Origin of the sequence: Amycolatopsis sp. GM8, assembly GCF_021653975.1 — a bacterium.
In the GTDB taxonomy this organism is placed as follows: Bacteria; Actinomycetota; Actinomycetes; order Mycobacteriales; family Pseudonocardiaceae; genus Amycolatopsis_E.
The window spans coordinates 202,126-224,583 of sequence record NZ_JAJKFK010000004.1 but is presented as its reverse complement, the minus strand read 5'-3'; the positions used below and the strand labels follow the sequence as shown (position 1 = coordinate 224,583).

Below are 22,458 nucleotides of genomic sequence, written 5' to 3'. Positions count from 1 at the left end.
CCGCTGGAGCTCCGCGGAAGTCTCCCCGATTACCGCCGCACGATGGGAAAAGTGCATCCGGCCGGTCGCCAGTGTCCTGCCGACCGCGGCGAGATCGATGTCTCCGGCGGAGCGGAGCAGGTCGGCCAGCGCGGTCGCCTGCGCGCGGACGGCGTTCTCGCTCTTGCCGGAGAGCACCCACGGCACGGCGTCCCCCGGCGATGGCGGAAGCGGGTCCGCGGGCTCGGGCGCGGCGGCCTCCTCGATGATCAGGTGGGCATTGGTGCCGCTGATCCCGAAGGAGGACACGCCGGCACGGCGAACGCGCTCACCGCGTGGCCACGGCACCGCCTCCGTGAGCACCTCCACCTTCCCGGCGGTCCAGTCGACGAGCTCGTTGCGCTCGCTCGCGTGCAGGGTCGGCGGTAGCTGTTCGTTCCGCAGCGCCTGCAGCATTTTGATCACCCCGGCCACGCCGGCCGCGGCCTGCGTGTGACCGATGTTCGATTTGATCGAGCCCACCAGCACCGGCTGTTCGCGATCGGGGTGCGCGCCGTAGGTCTCGATCAGGGCGCCGGCTTCGATGGGATCGCCGAGTGCGGTGCCGGTTCCGTGCGCCTCCACCGCGTCGATCTGGTCCGCGCTCACGCCGCCGGCGGCGAGCGCGGCCGCGATGACCTTCCGCTGCGCCGTGCCGTTCGGTGCGGTGAGGCCGTTGCTCGCGCCGTCCTGGTTCACCGCGGAGCCGCGGATCAGGCCCAGCACCTCGTGTCCGTTGCGGACGGCGTCAGGAAGCCGTTCCAGCAGCAGGATGCCCGCGCCCTCACCGAATCCGGTGCCGTCGGCGCCCTTCCCGAACGCCTTGCACCGGCCGTCCGCGGCCAGACCGCGCTGGCGGGCGAAGTCGGTGAAGACGCGGGGCGTGGCCATCACCGTCACGCCGCCCGCCAGCGCGAGATCGCACTCCGCGCGGCGCAGGGAGTCCGCCGCGAGGTGGATGGCCACCAGCGAGGACGAGCAGGCCGTGTCGATGGTGATCGCCGGGCCCTCGAGCCCGAAGGTGAAAGCGACCCGGCCCGACGCGATGCTCGCCGCGTTGCCCGTCATGAAGTAACCCTCGAGCTCTTCGGGCTCCGTGCCGGTCCGGGGCGCGTAGTCCTGGTAGATCACCCCGGTGAACACTCCGGTCCGGCTGCCGCGCAACGTCTCCGGCACGACTTCCGCTCGTTCGAACGCCTCCCAGGCGGTCTCCAGGAGCAGGCGGTGCTGCGGGTCCATGGCCAGCGCCTCGCGCGGGCCGATGCCGAAGAACCCGGCGTCGAAACCGGCGGCGTCGTCGAGGAAACCGCCCCGCGACGCACCCGCGACGGCCCAACCTCGGTCCGCCGGGAAGTCCGAGACCACGTCGATCCCGCCCGACACCGCACGCCACAGGTCTTCCGGGTCGTTCACTCCACCCGGGTACCGGCAGGCCGCCGACACGATGGCGACCGGCGCGTCCGCCGCGGATTCCAGCTCTGCCAGCCGTTGTCTGGTCCTGGTGAGCTCGGCGGTCGTCCACTTCAGGTACTCGACCAGTTTCTGCTCGTCACTCACGATCTCTCACCCCTCTCGTTCCGGCGTGTCCTGGCCACGCAGCTCGGCGTCGATGAACCGGAAGAGCTCCTCGGCCGTCGCGTTCCCGAGCTCGACCGGTGGCGTCGCCGCGGGTTCCGGCGTCCTGGTGACCGGGCTGGGAACGAGCTGTCCCAGCAGGAAACCCACGAGCGCCGACGGGGTCGGGTGGTCGAACACGACGGTGGCCGGCATCCGCAGCCCGGTGATCCGCATCAAGCGGTTGCGCAGTTCCACCGAGGTGAGCGAGTCGAAACCCAGCTCCTTGAACGTGCGGTGTTCACCGTCGATCGGCCCCTGCCCGAGTACCGCGGTCACGGTGCGCCCGACGGCGTCGCTCACGAGTTCTCGTCTCCTCGGTTCGTCGGAGCGGGCCAGCAGGCCGGGCAGGTCGGCCATCCCGGGGCCCTCGGGTGTGCCGGCCGGTGACGGCCGCACCAGTGAGCGCAGCACGGCGGGCAGCTCGGCACTTCCGCGCGCGGCGAGCCTGGCGAGGTCGAGCCGGATCGCGGCCGGCGCCGGGACGTCGGCGGTCATCGCCGTGTCGAGAAGGGCCAAGCTTTCCGGCGCCGAAAGGGGAAGGACGCCTGAGCCCGCCATCCTGGCCCGGTCGGTGGCCGACATCGTGCCGGTCATCGCGCTGTCGGACTGCCAGAGCCCCCAGGCGATCGACGTCGCGGGCAGCCCCTGCCGTTCTCGCCGCTCGGCCAGCGCGTCGAGCCACACGTTCGCCGCCGCGTAGGCGGCCTGTCCGGGGTTGCCGACCACACCGGCCGCCGACGAGAAGAGCACGAAGGCAGCGAGATCGGCGTCTCTCGTCAGCCGGTGGAGGTGCCACGCCCCGTCGACCTTGGGCCGCAGCACGGTGTCGAGCAGCGCCGGGGTGAGCGTGGCGGCGGTGGCGTCGGCGAGAACTCCTGCCGCGTGCACCACCGCTGTCAGCGGTCGCTCGGGCGGGATCGCGTCCAGCACGGCGGCGAGCGCGTCGCCGTCCGCGACGTCCGCCGCAGCGAAGCTCACCTCGGCGCCGAGGGCGCGGAGTTCCGCCGTCAGCTCGGCAACGGATTCGGCGCGCTCGCCCTGCCGGCTGACCAGCAGCAGGTGATGAGCCCCGTGCTCCCGGGCGAAATGCGCGGCCACGAGGCGCCCGACGCCGCCGGTGCCGCCGGTGATCAGCACCGTGCCGTCCGGGTCGAGAGGCCGCGGGATCCGCAGCACCACCTTGCCGATGTGCCGCGCCTGGCTGAGGTATTTCAGCGCGGTCGGCGCCTGCCCGACGGGCCACGCGGTCACGGGTGGTGGCGTCAGGACGCCCGACTCGAACAGAACGACGAGTTCGGCCAGCATCTCGGCGATCCGGTCCGGCCCGGCCTCGAACAAGTCGAAAGCCTGGTACCGGACTCCGTTGTGCGCACGCGCGACGGAATCCGGGTCCCGAATATCGGTCTTCCCCATCTCCAGGAACCGGCCGCCTTGGCCGAGCAGTCCCAGTGACACATCGACGAAGTCACCGCTCAGCGAGTTCAGCACGATGTCGATCCCGTGTTCCCCGGCGACCGAACGCACACTGTCCGCAAAGGACAGATCACGGGAGGAGGCGATGCGCTCCGGAGGCACTCCGCTGTCCTGGACCGCCTGCCGCTTGCCTTCGCTCGTGGTGCCGAACACGACGAGACCCCAGTGCCGGGCGAGCTGGATGGCGGCGCCACCGACCCCGCCCGCGGCGGAGTGCACGAGGAGGGTCTCCCCCCGCACCGCGCCGGCGAGATCGCGCAGCGCGTAGTACGCGGTGAGGTAGACCGCCGGGATCGAGGCCGCCTGCGCGAACGACCAGCCGGCCGGGATCGGGGCCAGCAGCCGGTGATCCGTGGTCGCGGTGGGGCCGATACCACTGGCGATCAGGCCCATCACCCGGTCGCCGGGCCGGAACCCGTGCACTCCGTCGCCTACCGCCAGCACCACCCCGGCGCCTTCCACACCGAGGCCGGCGGAAGTGGAGTAGACCATGCCGAGTGCGGCCATCGCGTCCCGGAAGTTCAAGCCGGAAGCCCGCACGGACACCAGGACCTGACCGGGCTCCGGCACGCCGCCGTCCGGGCGGGGCGCGAAAATCAGGTCGTCCGGCGAACCCGAGTCGCCGGCCTCCAGGTGCCAGCCGGGCTGCTGCCGCGACGGCAGGACGAGTTGCGGTGCCCAGTGCCGCAGCCGCGGCACGAGGAACTGGCCGTCGCGGACCGCCACCTGCGGTTCGCCGGTGGCCACCGCGGCGCGCACCAGCTCGTCCGGATCCCGTTCGGTGTCGGTGTCCACCAGGACGACGCGTCCCGGTTCCTCCGCCTGGAGGCTGCGAATGGCACCCCACACCGCGGCAGCGCCCAGTGCCGCCACTCGTTCGCCCGGCGCGGCCACGATCGCGGACCAGGTCAGGACCACCACGGTTTCCTCCGGCGGGACTTCGGCCAGTGCCCGCAGGGTCTCCTCCAGCACCGCAGTCAGCATGGCGCGAGCCGCGCCCGGTGCGTCGCCCTCGTCCCCGCCGGGCACGGTCACCACCGAGCAGGGTGTCGCCGTGTCAGCGGTTTCCACCGGTTCCCACACGAGGTGGTAGAGAAGATCGGGGTCGGCGCCCAGACGTGCGAGTTCGGCTGGATCGGCTTCGCGGAAGGAGATCGCTTCGATGTCGGCCACGAGCACTCCGTCCGATGTGGACATTCGCACGGTGACGCCGTTGTCGCCGTCCCGGCGGAGCCGCACACGCAGCACCGGCGTCGGGGCCGCGTACCGCGTGAAGCCCCGCCACTCGAACGGCAGCCGCACCCCGCCGGTACCGGGGAACAGGCCCGCGGCGCCGATGGCGTGCAAGGTCGAGTCGAGCAACGCGGGTGAGATGCCGAAGCCGCTGAGGTCCGCCGCCTCCGCCGGGACACGGACTTCCGCGTAGACGTCGGTTTCCCGGCGCCACAACGCGTGCAGGCAGCGGAACGAGGGCCCGTAGTGGTATCCCGCCGCCGCGAGCTCGTCGTAGACCCCGGCGACGCCGATCTCGCGGGCGCCGGGTGGCGGCCACGTGCCGCCGGACGGGTCCTGCTCGGGCTCGGCCGCGCGCTCCAGGGAACCGACGGCGTGTGTCGTCCACTCGCCACCCAGCACGCCGCCGGCAGAGGCGTCGTCCGCCTGTCGCGAGTGGACGCCGATCGACCGGGTGCCGTTTTCCCCGGGCGCGCCGATCTCCACCTGGATCTCGGTCACGCCGCTCTCGCCCAGCACCAGCGGTTTCGACAGGATCAGCTCACCGACGCGCGGCGTCCCCGCCAGCTCACCCGCGTACGAGGCCAGTTCGGCCAGCGCCGCGCCGGGGACGAGCACACGGCCCGCGACGCGGTGGTCGCCCAGCCAGGGATGGGTCGCCAGGGAAACCCGGCCGGACAGCAGCGCCCGATCGCCATCCGCCTGCCGGATTCCGGCCGTGAGCACGGGGTGGGGCAGGGAACGCGCGCCGCCCGGCGCGGCCCCGGACCGCGCGGGGTCGAGCCAGTGGCGCCGCCGGTCGAAGGCGTAGGTCGGCAGCGGCGGGACCTGGCCAGGCCGCGGGATCTGCCGTGCCCAGTCCACCGGCACTCCCCGTACCCATGCTTCGGCGACCGACAGCAGCATCCGGCCCGGGCCGCCCTCGTCCCGGCGGAGCGTGCCGATGACGGCGAGTTCGGCGGCGTCCTCGACCTGGGCGTCCTCCAGGATCTCCTGGACCCCGGTGGACACCACGGGATGCGGGCTGATCTCGACGAACACCCGGTGCCCGTCCCCGATGGCCGCCTCGACGGCCTGCTGCAGCAGCACCGGCTGCCTCAGGTTGCGGTACCAGTACGCGGGTCCCAGCGGTTCGGCCCGGGGATCGACGCGGGTTCCCGTCACCGTCGAGTAGAGGTCCGCGGCAGGGATTCCGGGTGTCTCGACGTCGGGCAGGTTCCGCAGGAGCCGTGCTTCGAGCGCCTCGACGTGCGACGAGTGCGAGGCGTAGTCGACCTCGACCAGCCGGGCGCGAATGCCGTCCGCCACCAACGACTCCTTCAGCCGCAGCACCGCTTCCCGGTCCCCGGCCAGCACTGTCGATTGTGGACCGTTGTGCGCGGCGACGACGATCCCCGCGGGCAGGCGGGCGCTGAGCACCTCGGCCGGCGCGGCGACGGACAGCATCGCCCCGCGGCCCGCGATCGCGGACAGTTCTTTCGCCCGCAGGGCCACCACGGCGGCCGCGTCCTCAAGGGAAAGCGCTCCTGCGGCCAACGCCGCCGAGATCTCACCCTGGGAGTGACCGATGACGGCCGCAGGCTCGACCCCGAACGAGGCCCAGACCTCGGTGAGTCCGGACATCATCGCCCACAACGACGGCTGGATGACTTCGGCGTCCCCGGCCGGCGAGTCCAGCGCCTCCCGCAGGGACCACTCGGTGTGCTCCGACAGCGCTGCCGCGCACTCCCCGACCCGCGCGGCGAATTCCGGGGACGCCTCCAGCAACTCCCGGGCCATGCCCGCCCACTGCGATCCCTGGCCTGGATAAAGGAAAACCGGTGCGTGCTCGGCTGTCGCGTGGCCGGTCACCACGTTCGCCGCTGGTGCGCCGGTCTCCACCGCGGAGAGTCCCGCGATCGCCTCGCCGCGGTCGCGGGCGACGACCACGGCGCGGTGGGCGAACCCGGGTCTGCCGTGCACCAGCGTTCCGGCGATCTCCGCGAGGCCGAATTCGCCGTCCTGTTCGAGGAACTCGCGAAGGCGCCGGGCTTCACCTCGCAGCGAGGCTTCCGTTTTCGCCGAGAGCAGGAGTGGGACGACCACGGCCGCCGGGCGGGCCGCGGGCGTTGCCGGCGGCCCCGCCTCCTCGACGATGATGTGCGCGTTGGTCCCGCTCATGCCGAACGCGGAAACCCCGAACCGGCGCGGCCGCTCCGTCCTCGGCCACGGGGTGTTCTCGGTCAGCAGGGCCACCCCGCCCCGCGACCAGTCGACGTGCTTGCTCGCCGTTTCGGCGTGCAGGGTGCGCGGGAGCGTCTGCCGGTCCAGCGCCAGCACCATCTTGATGAGGCCGCCGACGCCCGCCGCCGCCTGGGTGTGCCCGATGTTCGACTTCAGCGAACCCAGCCACAGCGGGGAATCCTCCGCCCGGTCCGCGCCGTAGGTCGCGAGCAGCGCCTGCGCCTCCACCGGATCCCCCAAAGTGGTCCCGGTCCCGTGCGCCTCGACGGCGTCCACATCCGCGGGCACCAGCCCGGCCGACGCCAGGGCGTCGGCGATGACCCGTTCCTGGGACGGTCCGTTCGGTGCGGTGAGGCCGTTGCTGGCACCGTCCTGGTTCACCGCGGAGCCCTTGACGATCGCCAGTACCGGGTGCCCGTTCCGGGTGGCGTCGGACAGCCGCTCCACCAGGATCAGCCCGACGCCCTCGCCGAACCCAGTCCCGTTCGCGGCGTCGGCGAACGCGCGGCAACGCCCGTCCGGGGACAACCCGCGCTGGCGGCTGAACTCGACGAAGGTCGCGGGCGTCGCCATCACCGTCGCACCACCGACGAGCGCCAGGTCGCACTCCCCCGCCCGCAGGGCCTGCGCCGCCAGATGCAGCGCCACCAGCGACGAGGAGCAGGCGGTGTCCACGGTGATGGCCGGGCCGCGCAGCCCGAACGTGTAAGAGATCCGTCCGGACGCGACACTGCCCGCGCTTCCGGTGCCGAGGTAGCCGCCGTGCTCGGCGGGGTCGGCCTGCACACGGCCGCCGTACTCCGTGTAGATCAGTCCGGTGTAGACACCGGTGCGAGAGCCCGCCAGGCTCGACGGGTCGATCCCGGCCCGCTGAACGGTCTCCCACGCCGTTTCGAGCAGCAGCCGTTGCTGCGGATCGGCCGCGCGGGCCTCGCGCGGGTTCATCTCGAAGAACCCGGCGTCGAACTGCGCCGCGTCGTGGAGGAAACCCCCGTGCCGCGCGTACGAGGTGCCCGGGGTGTCCGGATCGTCGTCGAACAACGACTCCAGCGGCCAGCCGCGGTCGTCCGGGAACTCGCCGATGGCGTCGCCACCCGATTCGACCAGCCGCCACAGGTCTTCCGGCGAACGGACGCCACCCGGGTAGCGGCACCCCATGGAGACGATCGCGATGGGTTCGTCCGTCCGGGACGCCGCGGAACTCGCCGCGGGCGTGCCCGGATCGACGGCCAGGTAACGGGCGAGCTCGCGCGGTGTCGGGTGGTCGAAGACGACGGTCGCCGACAGCTTCCGGCCCAGCGCCTTGCCCAGGTGGTCGCGCAGCTGCACCGCGGTGAGCGAGTCGAGGCCGAGGTCGCGGAACGGCCGGTCCGCGCGGACGGCGCGCGGTGACGAGTGCCCGAGCACACCGGCGACCGCGGCCGTGACCAGTGACAGGACTTCCTCCTCCGACTGCTTCCCGAGACCGTTCGAGGCAGCAAGCGGCCGGACGGTTTTGCGCCGCCGGACGGGGGCGGTGCCCGTGGCCGCGCCGAGCTCCCCCGCCTCGCGGGTGACCAGTTCGTCCACGATCAGCACCGGCGCACCGGCGGGATCCACCGCGGTGAGGGAGATCCCGCTGTCCCCGCGGGCAAGCCGGACGTGCAGGAGCCGCGCGCCGCCGGCCAGCAGCCGCACACCGCTGAAGCTGAAGGGAACCGCGATCGGTGCCGTCCCGCTGGAGCCCGCGGCGTCGCGCACGCGGTCGAACGCCCACACGTGGGTCGCGGCGTCGATCAGCACCGGGTGCAACGCGAAGGAACCCGGCGACTCTTCATCCAGCTCGATCTCCGCGTACAGCTCGGTGCCGGCCCGCCAGGCCTTGCGCACGGCCCGGAACGCGGGCCCGTACCCGACGCCCAGCTCCTCCAGCGCGGCGTAACCGGCCGCCACGTCGAACGGCTCAGCATCCGAAGGCGGCCGCCACCCGGCGACCCGCGCCCGGGTGGCATCCTGCCGGTCCTCGGCGAGCCGGCCCGACGCGTGCAGCAGCCAGGGACCGTCCTCCGAGTGTCTGCTGTGGACAGTGAGCGGCGCACGTCCGTCTTCCGGGGCGCCGACACCGACCTGGATCCGGACCGGCCCCGCGGGCACCTCCAGCGGCGCGAGCAGGGTCAGCTCCTCGACGAAAGGCATCCCGGTCTCGGCCCCGGCGGACAGCGCGAGTTCCAGGATCGCGCTTCCTGTCAGGACCGTGCGATCACCGAGCCAGTGCTCGCGCACCCAGTTGCCCGCCCTGTCCGCCAGCACCCCGTCGAACACCGCGCCGCCCGTACCGGCCTGCTCGACGGCCGTCCCCAGCAACGGGTGCCCGGTGCCGGCACTCGCGGTGCCCGCCTCCAGCCAGAACCGCTGCTCGTCGAACGCGTAGGTGGGCAGGTCCACCGTTCGACCCTCCACTGTGGACTCCCAGTCGACGGCGCCGCCATTGGCGAACAGCCCGCCGGCCGAGGTCAGCAGCTGGTCGAGCCCACCGTGGTCGCGCCGCAGCGTGCCGACCGCGCTCGCCGGGAGCGACGCGTCCTCGAAGGTGTCCCGCAACGCCGGGACCAGCAAGGGGTGCGGACTCACCTCGACGAACGCGTGGTAGCCCGCCTCGGCGAGGGTCGTGATCGTGTCCGTGAGGCGAACCGGCCGCCGGAGATTCTCGTACCAGTACTCGGAGGTGAGGGAGCCACCCGCGACCCGGCCCGCCGTGACCGTGGAGAAGAACTCGACCTCGCCGTCGCGGGGGCGCACCCGGCCGAGTGCGCTCAGCAGCCGCTCGCGCACTGTCTCCACCGCGGCGGAGTGAGACGCGTAGTCCACCGGGACGAGCCGGGCGCGCACCCCGCTCGACTCGCACCGGGCGACGAGGGCCGCCACCGCGCTCGCAGGCCCGGAGACGACCGTGGCCCTGGGGCCGTTGAACGCGGCGATCTCGATCGCGGAGTCGCCGGCGAGCCGGGTGACCTCGTCCGCGGAAGCCTCGATCGACGCCATCCCCCCGGTGCCGGCCAGGGTCACGAGTTCCTTGCTGCGCAAGGCGACCAGTGCCGCCGCGTCATCGAGGGTGAGCAGGCCCGCGACACAGGCCGCGGCGATCTCGCCCTGTGAGTGTCCCACCACCGCCGCCGGCGTGACACCGATCGAACGCCACGCCGCGGCGAGCGAGACCATCACGGCGAACAGCGCGGGCTGCACCACGTCCACGCGCTCCAGCAGTGCCGGGTCGTCGCTGCCGAGCACTTCGAGGAGATCCCAGTCCACGTGCGCGGCCAGCGCGCCGGCGCACCGGTGGATCTCGGTCCGGAACGGTTCACAATCGTCCAGCAGCGCGGTCGCCATCCCCAGCCACTGCGAGCCTTGTCCTGGAAAGACGAAGACGGTTCGTTCCGGCGCGACCGCCTCGCCGCTGACCGCGCGCGGCGACGGCTGGCCGAGTTCCAGCGCCTCTAGTGCCAAGGCCAGTTCGTCGAGGCCGGTGCCGACCGCGACCGCGCGATGGGCCAGCGTCGCGCGCGAGCGCACCAGCGTGCTCGCGACATCCGCGGGATCGAGTTCGGGGTGGTCCGCGATGTGCTGCCGGAGCCGGGTGAGCTGACCCTGCAAGGCTTTCTCGGTGTGGCCGGACAGCACCCACGCCACCGGCCGGGCATCCAGCGCGTCGCGTTCCGGTGCCTCTTCGGCGGGTGCCTGTTCGAGGATGACGTGCGCGTTGGTGCCGCTGATGCCGAACGAGGACACCGCGGCCCGGCGCGGCCGGTTCCGTTCGGGCCACAGCGCCGGTCCGGTCAACAGGGAAACCGCGCCGCTGTCCCAATCCACGTGCGCCGAGGGCCGGTCGATGTGCAGGCTCCGCGGCAGCAGCCCGTGCCGCATCGCGAGCGCCATCTTGATGACCCCGCCGATGCCGGCCGCGGTCTGGGTGTGCCCGATGTTGGACTTCAACGAGCCGAGCAGCACCGGGTCGTCCGCGGTGCGTGCCCGCCCGTAGGTCTCCAGCAGTGCGCGAGCCTCGATCGGGTCGCCGAGGCCGGTGCCGGTGCCGTGCCCCTCGATCGCGTCCACATCGGACGGTCCCAGCCGGGCGTCCGCCAGTGCCGCCCGGATCACGCGCTGCTGGGCTGTCCCGCTGGGCGCGGACAGCTGCGTGCTCGTCCCGTCCTGGTTCACGGCGCTGCCCCGCAGCACGGCGACGACCGGATGTCCCTTCCGCCGCGCCTCGGACAACCGCTCGATGAGAACCAGGCCCACGCCTTCCGCCCAGCCCGTGCCATCGGCCGCCGCGGCGTATGCCTTGCACCGGCCGTCCTGGGAGAGTCCCCGCTGACGGCTGAACTCGATGAAGGTGGCCGGCGTCGCCATCACCGTCGCCCCGCCGACCAGGGCGAGTTCACAATCTCCCCGGCGCACGGCCTGCGCGCCGTAGTGCAGCGCTACCAGCGACGAGGAACAGGCCGTATCGACCGTGAGCGCCGGACCGGTGAGGCCGAAGGTGTAGGAGATCCGGCCGGACGCGATACTCCCCGCGCTGCCGGTGCCGATGAACCCTTCGAAGCCTTCGGGCGCCCGCACGTGCCGCGAGCCGTAGTCGTTGTACATCAGGCCGACGAACACCCCGGCGTCGAGGCCACTGACCGAACGGGGGTTGATCCCGGCGCGCTCGAAGACCTCCCAGGCCGTCTGCAGGAGCAGCCGCTGCTGCGGGTCCAGCGACAGCGCCTCGCGCGGGCTGACCCCGAACAGCTCGGCGTCGAAATCGGCGGCGTCGTAAAGGAATCCGCCCTCGCTCGCGTAGCTGGTCCCCGCCGCGTCGGGATCCGGGTCGATCAGGTCGTCCAGCGGCCAGCCGCGGTCGGACGGGAACGGCCCGACCGCGTCGGTGCCGGACCGGACGAGTTCCCAGAGCTGGTCCGGGGTGCGCACCCCGCCGGGGTAGCGGCAGGCCATGCTCACGATCGCGAGCGGTTCACGTGCCGCGTACTCGGCCTCGTCCAGTTTCGCCCGCGTCCGGAGCAGGTCGCTGGTGGTGCGCTTCAGGTAGTCCCGGAGCTTGTCCTCGTTCACCATCGATGAGCCGCTCTCCCCCGTGCCGTCAGTCGTTCAACTCGCGATCCAGCAACCCGAAAATCTCATCATCCGACGCTGAATCCATCCCAAAGAACGGTTCGCCACCGGCGTCCGCGGGGCGCTCGAGCGTGCCGAGCGCGGTCTTGAGCGCCCGCACGAACTCCGCCCGCCGCTCGTCGCCGTCCGGCTTCCCGGCCGCGGACGCCACCCACCCGTCGAGCGCGGGCGCGTCGAACACTTCGACCGGACCGGGACCGCACCGCGCCAACAGGAAATCCACCAGATCGCGCGCGGCCGGCTGGTCGAACAGGAGTGTGGCGGGCAGCCGGAGTCCCATGTCCGCACCGAGTTTGTTCCGCAGTTCCACGGCTGTCAGCGAATCGAGACCGAGGTCGAAGAGCCCGCGATCGTCCGGCACGCGGGCGGCGGGATCCAGTCCGAGCACTTCGGCGATCCTCGCCCGGACCGTATCGGCGACCAGATCCCTGGCCGAGTCCTCGGCCAATCCGGCGATTCGCTCGGGCAGGGCAGGACCGGCGCGGTGTTCCCGCTTCGGTTTCGCGGGCACGAGATCGGCCAGGATGTCCGGCAGTTCGCCGTTCCGGTTGTTCATCGCCCGCGTGTCGAACAGCACCGGGACCAGGAGGGCGCGGGTGTCGGCCACCGAGCGGTCGAACAGTTCGAGGCCGGTGGTGGCCGGGGTGGAGCGAATCCCGAGCCTGCCGATCCGGGCCCGATCCGAGGCTCGCAGCTCGGAGGCCATGCCGCCGCCCGATTCGCCGTCCCACAGGCCCAGCGCCAGTGAAGTGCCGGGCAACCCCGTCGCACGACGATGCTGGGCGAAGGCATCGAGGAACGTGTTGCCCGCGGCATAAGCCGCTTGTCCCGTCGCGCCGACGACCCCGGCCACCGAGGAGAGCAGCACGAAGGCCTCCAGCGGCAGACCCGCGGTGAGGGTGTGCAGGTTCCACGCGGCGTCGATCTTCGGGCGCAGGACCCGGTCCAGCTGTTCGGCGGTCAAGGTTTCGAGCACCGCGTCGTCGAGCACGCCCGCCGCGTGCACCACTGCCGTGAGCGGGTGCTCGGCCGGGATTCCGGCGAGCAACGCGGCCAGGGCCTCCGGGTCGGCGATGTCGCAGGCCGCGACGGTCACGGTGGCCCCGGCAGTGTCCATTTCGGACACCAGTGCGCGCAGCGCCGGATCGCGATCACCGCGCCTGCTCGCCAGCAGTAGGTGACGCGCGCCGTGCCGGGTCAGCAGGTGGCGCGCGAGAATCCCGCCCAGGCCGCCGCCCGCACCGGTGAGCAACACGGTTCCGTTACCGAAGCCGGGTGCGCCCGCGGGGCTGCCGGACACGGGGCGCAGCCGTGGCAGCAGGATCTCGCCCCTGCGCAGCGCCACCTGCGGCTGTCCTGCGGCGATCACCTGGGGCAGCAACGACAACGACGACTCGTGCTCGTCGGCGTCGATGACGCGCACCCGGCCCGGATACTCGTTCTGCGCGGTGCGCACCAGTCCCCAGACCGCTGCTTGCGCCAGCCCCTCGATCCTGTCCGCGGCACCGGCCGCGACCGCGTTGCCGGTGATGACCACGAGTGCGTCATCCGTCCCTTGTGGACTGCCGACGGTCTCCCGGATCCGGCCGAGAACCTGGTGGAGGGCCGCGCGCGCGTCTTCGGCCACCTCGCCACCGGCCGAGGAACCACGCAGGTCCAGCACAGAGGTGCCGATGCCGCTGTCCGCGGCCACGAGGCTGCCGGGGACCCACGCGACCTCGTGGGGCCGGTGGGTCTTCGCCGTCAGCGAGTGCGGGTCGATCGGCCGAGTCAGGATCTCCCCCACCGAGAGCACCGGGCGTGCCTGCTCGTCGGCCACGTCGAGCGCGAACGCACCCTCCCCGGAGGAGGTGATCCGGACGCGTAACCTGCCACTCGGCGTGGCATGCACACGGACATGGCGCCAGCTGTGCGGCACGTCGAGCCGATCACCGGACGGCCGCCCGTCTTCGAGCGTGTCGACGATCCGGGCGTGCAGCGCGGCGTCGAAAAGGCAGGCGGCTTCCCCGTCACGGCGGACCCCGTCCGGCAACTCGACCTCGGCGAACACCACGCCTTCCGACCGCCACAACGCGCGCAGGCCCTGGAAGGCCGGGCCGTAGTCGTAGCCGTGCGCGGCCAGCCGTTCGTAGATCCCGTCGAGGCCGGTTCGTGGTGCTCGTGGTGGCCACTGCGATGCCCACTCCGGCTCTTCGCGCGCAGCGTCCTGCGTGCCGGTGCGCGCCTCCGCGTTGAGTGTCCATTCCGGACCTTCTCGCTGGGAGTGGACCGTGATCACGGCCTCTGGCCCGGAGCGGTCGACGCTGATCCGCAGGCGCAAGTCGTCACCGGTGACAGGCAGCGGCTCGGCCAGCGTCAGCTCTTCGAGCTGATCGAACGAATGCTGCCGCGCGATCCAGCCGGCCAGCTCCACCGTCGCCGCGGCCGGCACGAGCGGTGTGCCGCGCAGCGCGTGGTCGGCGAGCCACGGCTGGCGGGCGAGGGAAAGCACCGAGGTGTAGACATCCTGCTGCCCGCCCGGAATGCTCACCGCCGCCGCGATCAGCGGGTGATCCGAATCGTCGAACCCGAGACCGGCCGCGGTGGCCGGCTCGGCACCCGGCGCGTCGAGCCACAGCCGCTTCTGCGAAAAGGCATACGTGGGCAGGGAAACCCGGGTGCCGCTGAGCATGGCCGGCCAGTCCCAGGTGACTCCGGCGACGAACGCGCGCGCGACAAAACCCCACAGCGCCGGCAAGTCGTCCTGTTTGCGGTTCAGCACGGCGGCCGTGGCGGTCCCCTCCCCGAGGTCGCAGTCCTCTGCCATCGCGGTCAGCGCCGCGTCGGGGCCCAGTTCGAGGAACACGGTCGTGTCGTGCGAACGCAGCCACGCCAGCGCGTCGGCGAACCGCACGGCGTGCCGCGCGTGGTCGGCCCAATGCTCGGCTGAACCGAGGGTGGTGGCGTCCGCCGTGACACCGGTGAGCGTCGACACCACCTCGCCTGTCATCGGTCCGGGGCGCAGATCGCCTGCGGCAGCGCGGAAGTCGTCGAGCATGGGTTCCATCAGAGCCGAGTGGAACGCGTGGCTGACCACGAGTCGCTTCACCCGGTGGCCGAGATCCGCGAGTACCCCGGCCAGTTGGGTGACCACGGCCTCGGCGCCGGAGATCACGACCGAGTTCGGCCCGTTCACGGCGGCGATGTCCACAGTGGACTTCGATTCACCGATCAGCCACTCCACCACCGCCTGGGAGGCTCGCACCGAGAACATCGCGCCGCCAGCCGGAAGCTGCTGCATGAGCCGGCCGCGCGCGGCGACCAGCTTCACCGCGTCGGGCAGGCTGAGCGCGCCACTGACGTGTGCCGCCGCCACCTCCCCGATGGAATGCCCGGTCAGCCTCGCCGAGGACAGGCCCCAGGATTCGAGCAGCCGGTAGAGCGCGACTTCCAGGGCGAACAGGGCCGGCTGGGTGTAGCGGGTCTGGTGGACGAGGTCCTCGTCGTCGCCGGCGCCCGGGTCGATGACCGCTCTCAAGTCGAGGCCGTCTTCGTGCTGAAACGCGGCACAGATCGCGTCGAACGTTTCCGCGTAGACGGGGAATTCGCGGTGGAGTGCTGTGCCCATTCCGGGACGCTGGCTGCCCTGGCCGGTGAACATGACCGCTGTGCCACCGCGCGAGACGGCCCCGGTGATCACTGCCGGGAACCCGCCGGAGGGCACCGGCTCTCCCGAGATCAGGCTTTCGAGCCCGGCCAGCAGTTCCTCCCGGTCACGCCCGAGTACGACCGCCCGCTCCGCGAACGCGGTCCGGGTGGTCGCGAGGGAGAAGGCGACGTCCTCCGCACGCAGGCCCGGATCGTCGAGCACATGGGCACGCAGCCGGGCGGCCTGCGCGCGAAGACCTTGCCTGGTACGGGAACTCAGGACCCACGGCAGGATCTTCCCGGTGGGCGCCGGGGCGGGTTCCGGTCCGGGGTCCGCCCCCTGTTCGAGAATCACGTGCGCGTTCGTGCCACTGATCCCGAACGCGGAAACCGCGGCGCGCCGGGGTCCGGTGGTCACCGGCCAGCCGGTCCGCTCAGCGGCGACCGACACCGTGCCACCCGACCAGTCGACCTCCCCGGTGGGCCGGTCGACGTGGAGGGTGCCCGGCACGACCCCCGCCCGCATGGCCAGAACCATCTTCATGATGCCCGCGACACCCGCGGCCGCCTGCGTGTGCCCGAGGTTCGACTTGACCGAACCCAGCACCAGCGGGGGCCGATCGCCCCGGTCCCGGCCGTAGGTCGCCAGCACGGCCTCGGCCTCGATCGGGTCACCGAGACGAGTGCCGGTCCCGTGCGCCTCCAGCACGTCGACGTCCGCGGAGCGCAAGCCCGCCGAGCGCAGGGCCGCGCGGATCACGCGTTCCTGGGCGGGCCCGCTCGGCGCGGTCAGCCCGTTGCTCGCGCCGTCCTGGTTCACCGCCGATCCCTTGACCACGGCCAGGACGCGGTGGCCGTTGCGCCGGGCGTCGGACAGCCGTTCCAGCAGGAGCAGGCCCGCGCCCTCAGCCCACGCCGTACCGTCGGCGTGCACGGAGAAGGGCTTGCAGCGGCCGTCCGGAGCCAGCCCACGCTGCCTGCTGAACTCGACGAACGTGGCCGGGCTCGCCATCACCGTCGCGCCACCCGCCAGCGCCAGGTCGCACTCGTGGCCCTGCAGCGACCGCGCCGCGTTGTGGACCGCGACCAGCGACGAGGAGCACGCCGTGTCGATGGTGACCGCCGGGCCTTCGAGCCCGAGCGTGTAGGACACCCGGCCGGACGCGACGCTGCCCGCGCTGCCGCTGACCAGGTACCCCTCCAGCTCTCCCGCGGCCCCGCGGCGCTGGTGCACCCGGGCGCCGTAGTCGGAGTACATGACGCCGGCGAACACGCCGGTCCGACTGCCGCGCAGCGATGCGGGGTCGATGCCCGCGTCCTCGACGGCTTCCCAAGCCGTCTGCAGCAGAAGCCGCTGCTGTGGGTCGACGGCCAGCGCCTCGCGCGGGCTGATCCCGAAGAACTCCGGGTCGAAGTCCGCCGCGTCGTGGAGGAACCCGCCGTAGCGGGTGTAGGAGGTCCCGGCGTGCTCGGGGTCCGGGTCGAACAGCCCGGGATCCCACCCCCGGTCGGCCGGGAACTCGGAGATCGAGTCCGTGCCCGATTCGAGCAGATCCCACAGCTGCCGCGGGTTCGCGGCCCCGCCGGGGAACCGGCAGGCCATCCCGACGATCGCGATCTCGTCGTCAGCTGGTCCACTGTGGACGGACGGGGGCTCGGTGCCGGCGCTCGCGGCTCCACCGGCCTCCGCAGTGACGAACCGGATGAGTGCGGCCGGGGTCGGGTGGTCGAAGACGATGGTGGGCCGCAGGCGGATCCCGAGGTCGGCCGTCAGGCGGTTGCGCAGCTCCACCGCCATCAACGAGTCGAAGCCGAGTTCGGCGAAAGCCAGTTCCGGGTCGATCTCGGCACGGCCGGCGTGCCCGAGCACCGACGCCACGGCGTCGAGCACCAGTTCCGGCACGGGCCGCGCCTCCACGCTGCCGAGGTCCGGACCGGCCACGCGCGCCCGAGTCAGTTCGGTTACGCGTGAGCGATTGACGGCTCGCAGGTCCAGGTCGGCGGCGACGACCGCGGGTGCGGTCACGCCGAGCGCCTGGTCGAAGGACGCCAGCGCGTTGGCGACAGGCATGGCCTTGATGCCCACCGAGGCGAGCCGGGCGACGTCCCGCTCCCCGAGCGAGCCCGCCATCCCGGAAGCCACATCCCACAGTCCCCAATGGATCGTGACCCCACCGGCGCCCGCCCGGCGCCTGATGCGCGTGACGGCCTCGAGCGCCGCGTTCGCCGCGGCGTAAGCGCTCTGGCCCGCGGTGCCGACGACACCGGCCACCGAGCCGAACGCCACGAACGCGTCCAGTTCGAGGTCACGGGTCAGCTCGTCCAGATGCCGGGCACCGGCCACCTTGACCCCGGACGCCGCGCGCAGATCGGCTGCGGACAATCGCTCGACCACGGCGTCCTCGGCGCTACCGGCCGCGTGCACGACAGCGGTCAGCGACGTGCCCAGGCCGGTGATCAGCCCAACGACGGCGTCTCGGTTCGTCAGGTCGCAGGCCAGGATCCGCGTGCGCGCCCCGAGTTCGGCGAGCTCGGCTTCGATGACCGCCGCATCGGGATGGGCCTCACCTCGCCGGCTCACCAGGACCAGCTCCCGCGCACCGTGCGCGGTCACCAGGTGGCGCGCGATCAGCCGGCCCAGTGCGCCGGTTCCGCCGGTGACCAGAACCGTGCCGCCGCGGGCGCTCCGTGGGAGAACGACCGTGTCCTCCTGATCGGGCCGCGCCCGCAACCGCGGGATCAGCACCGACTCCCCGCGCACGGCCACCTGCCCGTGACCCGCCCGCACCGCTGCCGCCAGGCGCGCGGGCTCGGGCGTGTCGGTGTCCACCAGCGCGAACCGTCCCGGGTGCTCGATCTGCGCGCAGCGCACGAGTCCCCACACCGCCGCGGTCCGCGGATCGGCCGGCTCGTCGTCGGTGACCGGCAGGCCGTGCGTGACGAACACCAGACGCGAGTGTGCGTACCGTTCGTCCGCGAGCCAGTGCTGGATGGCGAGCCGGGCCGTGTCGGCGTCGTCGGTCAGTCCGGCGTCCGGCGTCCGGTCCGGCTGCGCGAGCAGGACGGTGGCGGGCGGCTCGTGCAGGAGTTCGCTCAGTTGGTGGACCAGCACGAAATCGTGACCAGCCGAATCCGCTTCGACAGCTTCCCAAACCGTGTCGTACAACCGAGTGGACACGCCTGATTCGGTGCTGGGCAGCGCACGAACGCCGAGCCGCTCGATGACGAGCACCGTCCGGCCCGTGGGATCGACCATGTCCAGCCGGTACGTGTCGGTGTCCACACGGGACAGTCGCACGGTCCCGCGCACCGCGCCGGCAGCCGCCAGCCGGACCCCGTCGAGCGTGTGCGGAACGCGCCGCGGCCCCGCCGCCGAGTCCAGCGAAAGCGCCTGCATGGCGGCATCCAGCAGGGCCGGGTGGATCTCGTACCTCGCCGACTCCTGCAGGACACGCGGCGGGAGTTCGACGCCCGCGTAGATGTCGTCGCCCTCCTGCCGGATCCAGCGCAGTCCCTGGAAAGCCGGGCCGTACTCGTAACCGAGCTCGGCCAGGAGGCGGTAGATCTCCTTGGTGCCCAACGATCCGGACTGCTCGGCCACCCACGGCCGGTCCTCGACAGGCTCGGCGGCGTGGGCGAACACCGCGGTGGCGTGCGTAGTCCAGTTCTCGCCGGCCCGGGCCCGCACGGTGAACTCGCCATCGGAGGAGATCACCTGGATCTGCAGCTCTGCCGACTCGTCCAGGACGAGCGGGCTGTGCACGGCGAAACCGTCGACGCGGGTGTACCCGGCGCGGGTACCCATCGCGAGTGCCATCTCGAGCAGCACCGCCGCGGGCACCAGCACCGCCGAGCCGATCCGGTGATCGGCGAGCCACGGCTGGGTGCGCGGGGAGAGCACGCCGGTGAACAGTTCGCCCTTCTCGCCGGGGAGTTCGACGACGGCGGCCAGCAAAGGGTGCGCGGACGGTCCCACTCCCAGTTCGTCCGGGCGTACCGGTTCGGCCGGCGCGTCGAGCCAATAGCGCTTGGTCTCGAAGGGATAAGTGGGCAGATCGGTGATCCGTCCGCCCGGGAACAGCGGCTCGAAATCGACCTCCGCCCCGGCGACATGCGCGGTGCCGAGTGCTTCCGGCACGGTGGTCGTCGCGGGCAGTTTGGGGCGCAGCAACGGCACGGCGGTCACGCCACCGTCGAGAGTCTCCTGCGTCATTCCGCTGAGCGAGCCGTCTCCCCCGAGTTCGACGAAGATCTCCGCGCCCGAGCCGGCGGCCGTGCGCACCGCGTCGGCGAACCGCACTTGCTGCCGTAGCTGGCCGACCCAGTAGCCGGGGCGGGTGAGCTCGTCGTCCTCGGCCACCTGACCGGTCACCGTCGAAACGATCGGGATCGCGGGCGGCGCGAAGCTCAGCGCGTCGAGGACCTCGCGGTACGGCGCGAGCACGTCGGCCATGTGGTGGGAGTGGAACGCGTGGCTGACCCGCAGCCGGCTGGCCTTGCGCCCGCTGGCGCGCCATCGCCCGGCCAGTTCCTCGACGACGTCGGAGTCGCCGGCCAGCACTATCGACGAGGGACCGTTCACGGCCGCGACCTCCACCCGGCCGTCCGTCGCCGCGACGAGACCGGCGGCCTCCTCCTCGCTCGCGGCGAAGGCCGCCATCGCGCCACCTTCGCGCGCCGACTGCATGAGGCGCCCCCGAGCGGCGACCAGCTCGCACGCGTCCGGCAGGCTGAACACGCCCGCCACGTGGGCCGCCGCGAGCTCGCCGACGGAGTGCCCGATGAGCAGATCCGGTTTCAGGCCGAGACTTTCGGCCAGCCGGTAGAGCGCGACCTCCACGGCGAACAGCGCCGGTTGCGCGTACCGAGTCTGGCGGAGCAGATCTTCGTCGCCGTCCGGGCCGGTCAAGTCCCGCAGGGACAAACCGAGCAGCGGGTCCAGCAGCGCGCAGATCTCGTCGAAGGCCGAGGAGTAGGCCGGTGCGGCGCCGAACAGCTCCGCGCCCATGCCCGGCCGCTGGCTGCCTTGCCCGCCGAACAGGAACGCGACCGCAGGCTCGGATCCGGCCCGGCCGCTGACCACGCCGTGGTGGCGCCGCCCCTCGTGCAGCGCGCGCAGGCCCGCCACCAGATCCGCGCGATCGGCGCCGGTCACCACCGCGCGGTGGGCGAACCGCGGGCGCCTGGCGAGGGTCAGTCCCGCGTCGGCGAGGCCGGCGCCGCTGCGGTCGAGCGCGTCGGCAAGCAACGCCGCCTGCGCCTTGACAGCGCTACCGGCCTTCGCCGAGAGGACAAGGGGCGTCACGGCCGGCGGTTCGGCCGTATGCGGTGTCTCCGGCGGTGCGGGTGGTTCTTCGAGCACGACGTGGGTGTTGGTGCCACTGATCCCGAACGACGAGATCCCGGCGCGGCGCGGCCGGCCGGTGTGCGGCCAGGGCACGGGCTCGGTCAGCAGCGCCAGCCCGGAACCCTCCCACGCCACGTGCTCGCTCGGCTGATCCGCGTGCAACGTCCTGGGCAGCACCTCGTGCCGCAATGCCAGCACCATCTTGATGACGCCACCCACGCCGGCCGCGGCCTGCGCGTGCCCGATGTTCGATTTCAGCGAACCGACCCACAACGGCCGGTCCTCGCCACGGTCCCGGCCGTACGTGGCGATCAGCGCCCGAGCCTCGATCGGGTCGCCCAGTTTCGTCCCGGTCCCGTGTGCCTCCACCGCGTCGACGTCCGAAAAGGACAGACCGGCCCCTGTCAGGGCTTGGCGGATCACCTTTTCCTGCGCTCGCCCGCTCGGTGCGGTCAGCCCGTTCGAGGCACCGTCCTGGTTCACCGCGGAACCGGCCACCACCGCCAGCACCGGATGACCACGACGGCGCGCCTCCGACAAACGCTCCACCACCAGCATGCCGACGCCCTCGGCCCAGCCCGTTCCCGCGGCGCCGGCACCGAAAGCCCGGCATCGGCCGTCGGCCGACAGCCCGCGCTGGCGCGAGAACTCCACGAACATCCCCGGCGACGCCATCACCGCCACCCCGCCGGCCAACGCCAGGGAACACTCCCCCGACGCGACCGCGCGCACCGCCAGATCCAACGCCACGAGCGACGACGAACACGCCGTGTCCACCGTCAGCGCGCGCCCGTGCAAGCCAAGTGAGTACGCGATGCGCCCCGACGCCACGCTGGACTGGTTTCCGGCCAGCAGCAGGCCTTCCAGTTCTCGCGGCGCGGTCCGCAACCGGGCGGCGTAGTCGTCGTACATCGCCCCGATGAACACGGCGGTGTCGGATCCCTTGAGCGACAACGGATCGACTCCCGCGCGCTCCAGCGCCTCCCACGACACCTGCAGCAGCAGGCGCTGCTGCGGATCGGTGGCCAGCGCCTCCCGTGGGCTCATCCCGAAGAACGCCGCGTCGAACTCGCCCGCGTCGTAGAGGAATCCGCCGCGACGGGTGTACGAGGTCCCGTGGTGATCGGGATCGGGGTCGAACAACCGGTCCACGTCCCAGCCGCGGTCCCCGGGGAACTCGCCGATGGCGTCCACCCCACCCGACACGACCGACCACAGGTCCTCGGGCGAACGTACCCCGCCCGGGTATCGGCACCCCATCCCGACGATCACGACCGGATCCGCGTCGCCCGCCACCGGGCCGACCGGGAGCTCAGTGGGCGCGGTCGTGGTTTTTCCCACGGGGAACAGGGATTCTAGCAGGTACCCGGACAACGAGGCGATGCTCGGGAACTCGAAGACGAGCGTCGCGGGCAGGCTCAGCTCGGTGCGGGCGGCGATCCGGTTGCGCAGCTCGACCGCGGTGAGGGAGTCGAAACCGAGATCCTTGAACGTCTTGTCCGCGGCCACCCCGGCCACGTCGTCGTGCCCGAGCACCGAGGCGACCTGCGAACGGAGGAGCGCGGTCAGCGCGCGCGGCCGATCCGCCGATCGCTCCGTACGCAACCGGCCGGCCCATGTCCCGGGCGACGGCGCGGTGACGGGCATCCGCACGAGTCCGGAGAACAGTGGGGAGAGCCTGCCCGCTACCGCTTCGCGGCGCAGCACCATCTCGTGCAAGGTCGTCACGACGGCGTGCGGCCGTGCGTCCGTCCTGATGCGGTCGAGGAACC

2 protein-coding genes and 1 pseudogene are annotated in these 22,458 nt (G+C 72.3%); all 3 read right to left on the bottom strand.

The genetic code is table 11. From position 1 onward, the window contains the following. Window positions 1-1,575, bottom strand: a pseudogene (locus LOZ83_RS40785) (type I polyketide synthase); the annotation flags it as partial. 6 nt (window positions 1,576-1,581) lie between these two features. Next, window positions 1,582-11,655, bottom strand: coding sequence for a type I polyketide synthase (locus LOZ83_RS19645; protein ID WP_236792306.1), 10,074 nt, complete (start codon window positions 11,653-11,655; stop codon window positions 1,582-1,584). 25 nt (window positions 11,656-11,680) lie between these two features. After that, window positions 11,681-22,333, bottom strand: coding sequence for an SDR family NAD(P)-dependent oxidoreductase (locus LOZ83_RS40780; protein WP_374202691.1), 10,653 nt, complete (start codon window positions 22,331-22,333; stop codon window positions 11,681-11,683). Window positions 22,334-22,458: the final 125 nt, after the last annotated feature.

What these genes read in the sequence shown, in the direction of transcription:
- LOZ83_RS40780 (WP_374202691.1), bottom strand. Translation starts at nt 22,333, where the DNA reads ATGCCCGTCACCGCGCCGTCGCCCGGGACATGGGCCGGCCGGTTGCGT.
- LOZ83_RS19645 (WP_236792306.1), bottom strand. Translation starts at nt 11,655, where the DNA reads ATGGTGAACGAGGACAAGCTCCGGGACTACCTGAAGCGCACCACCAGC.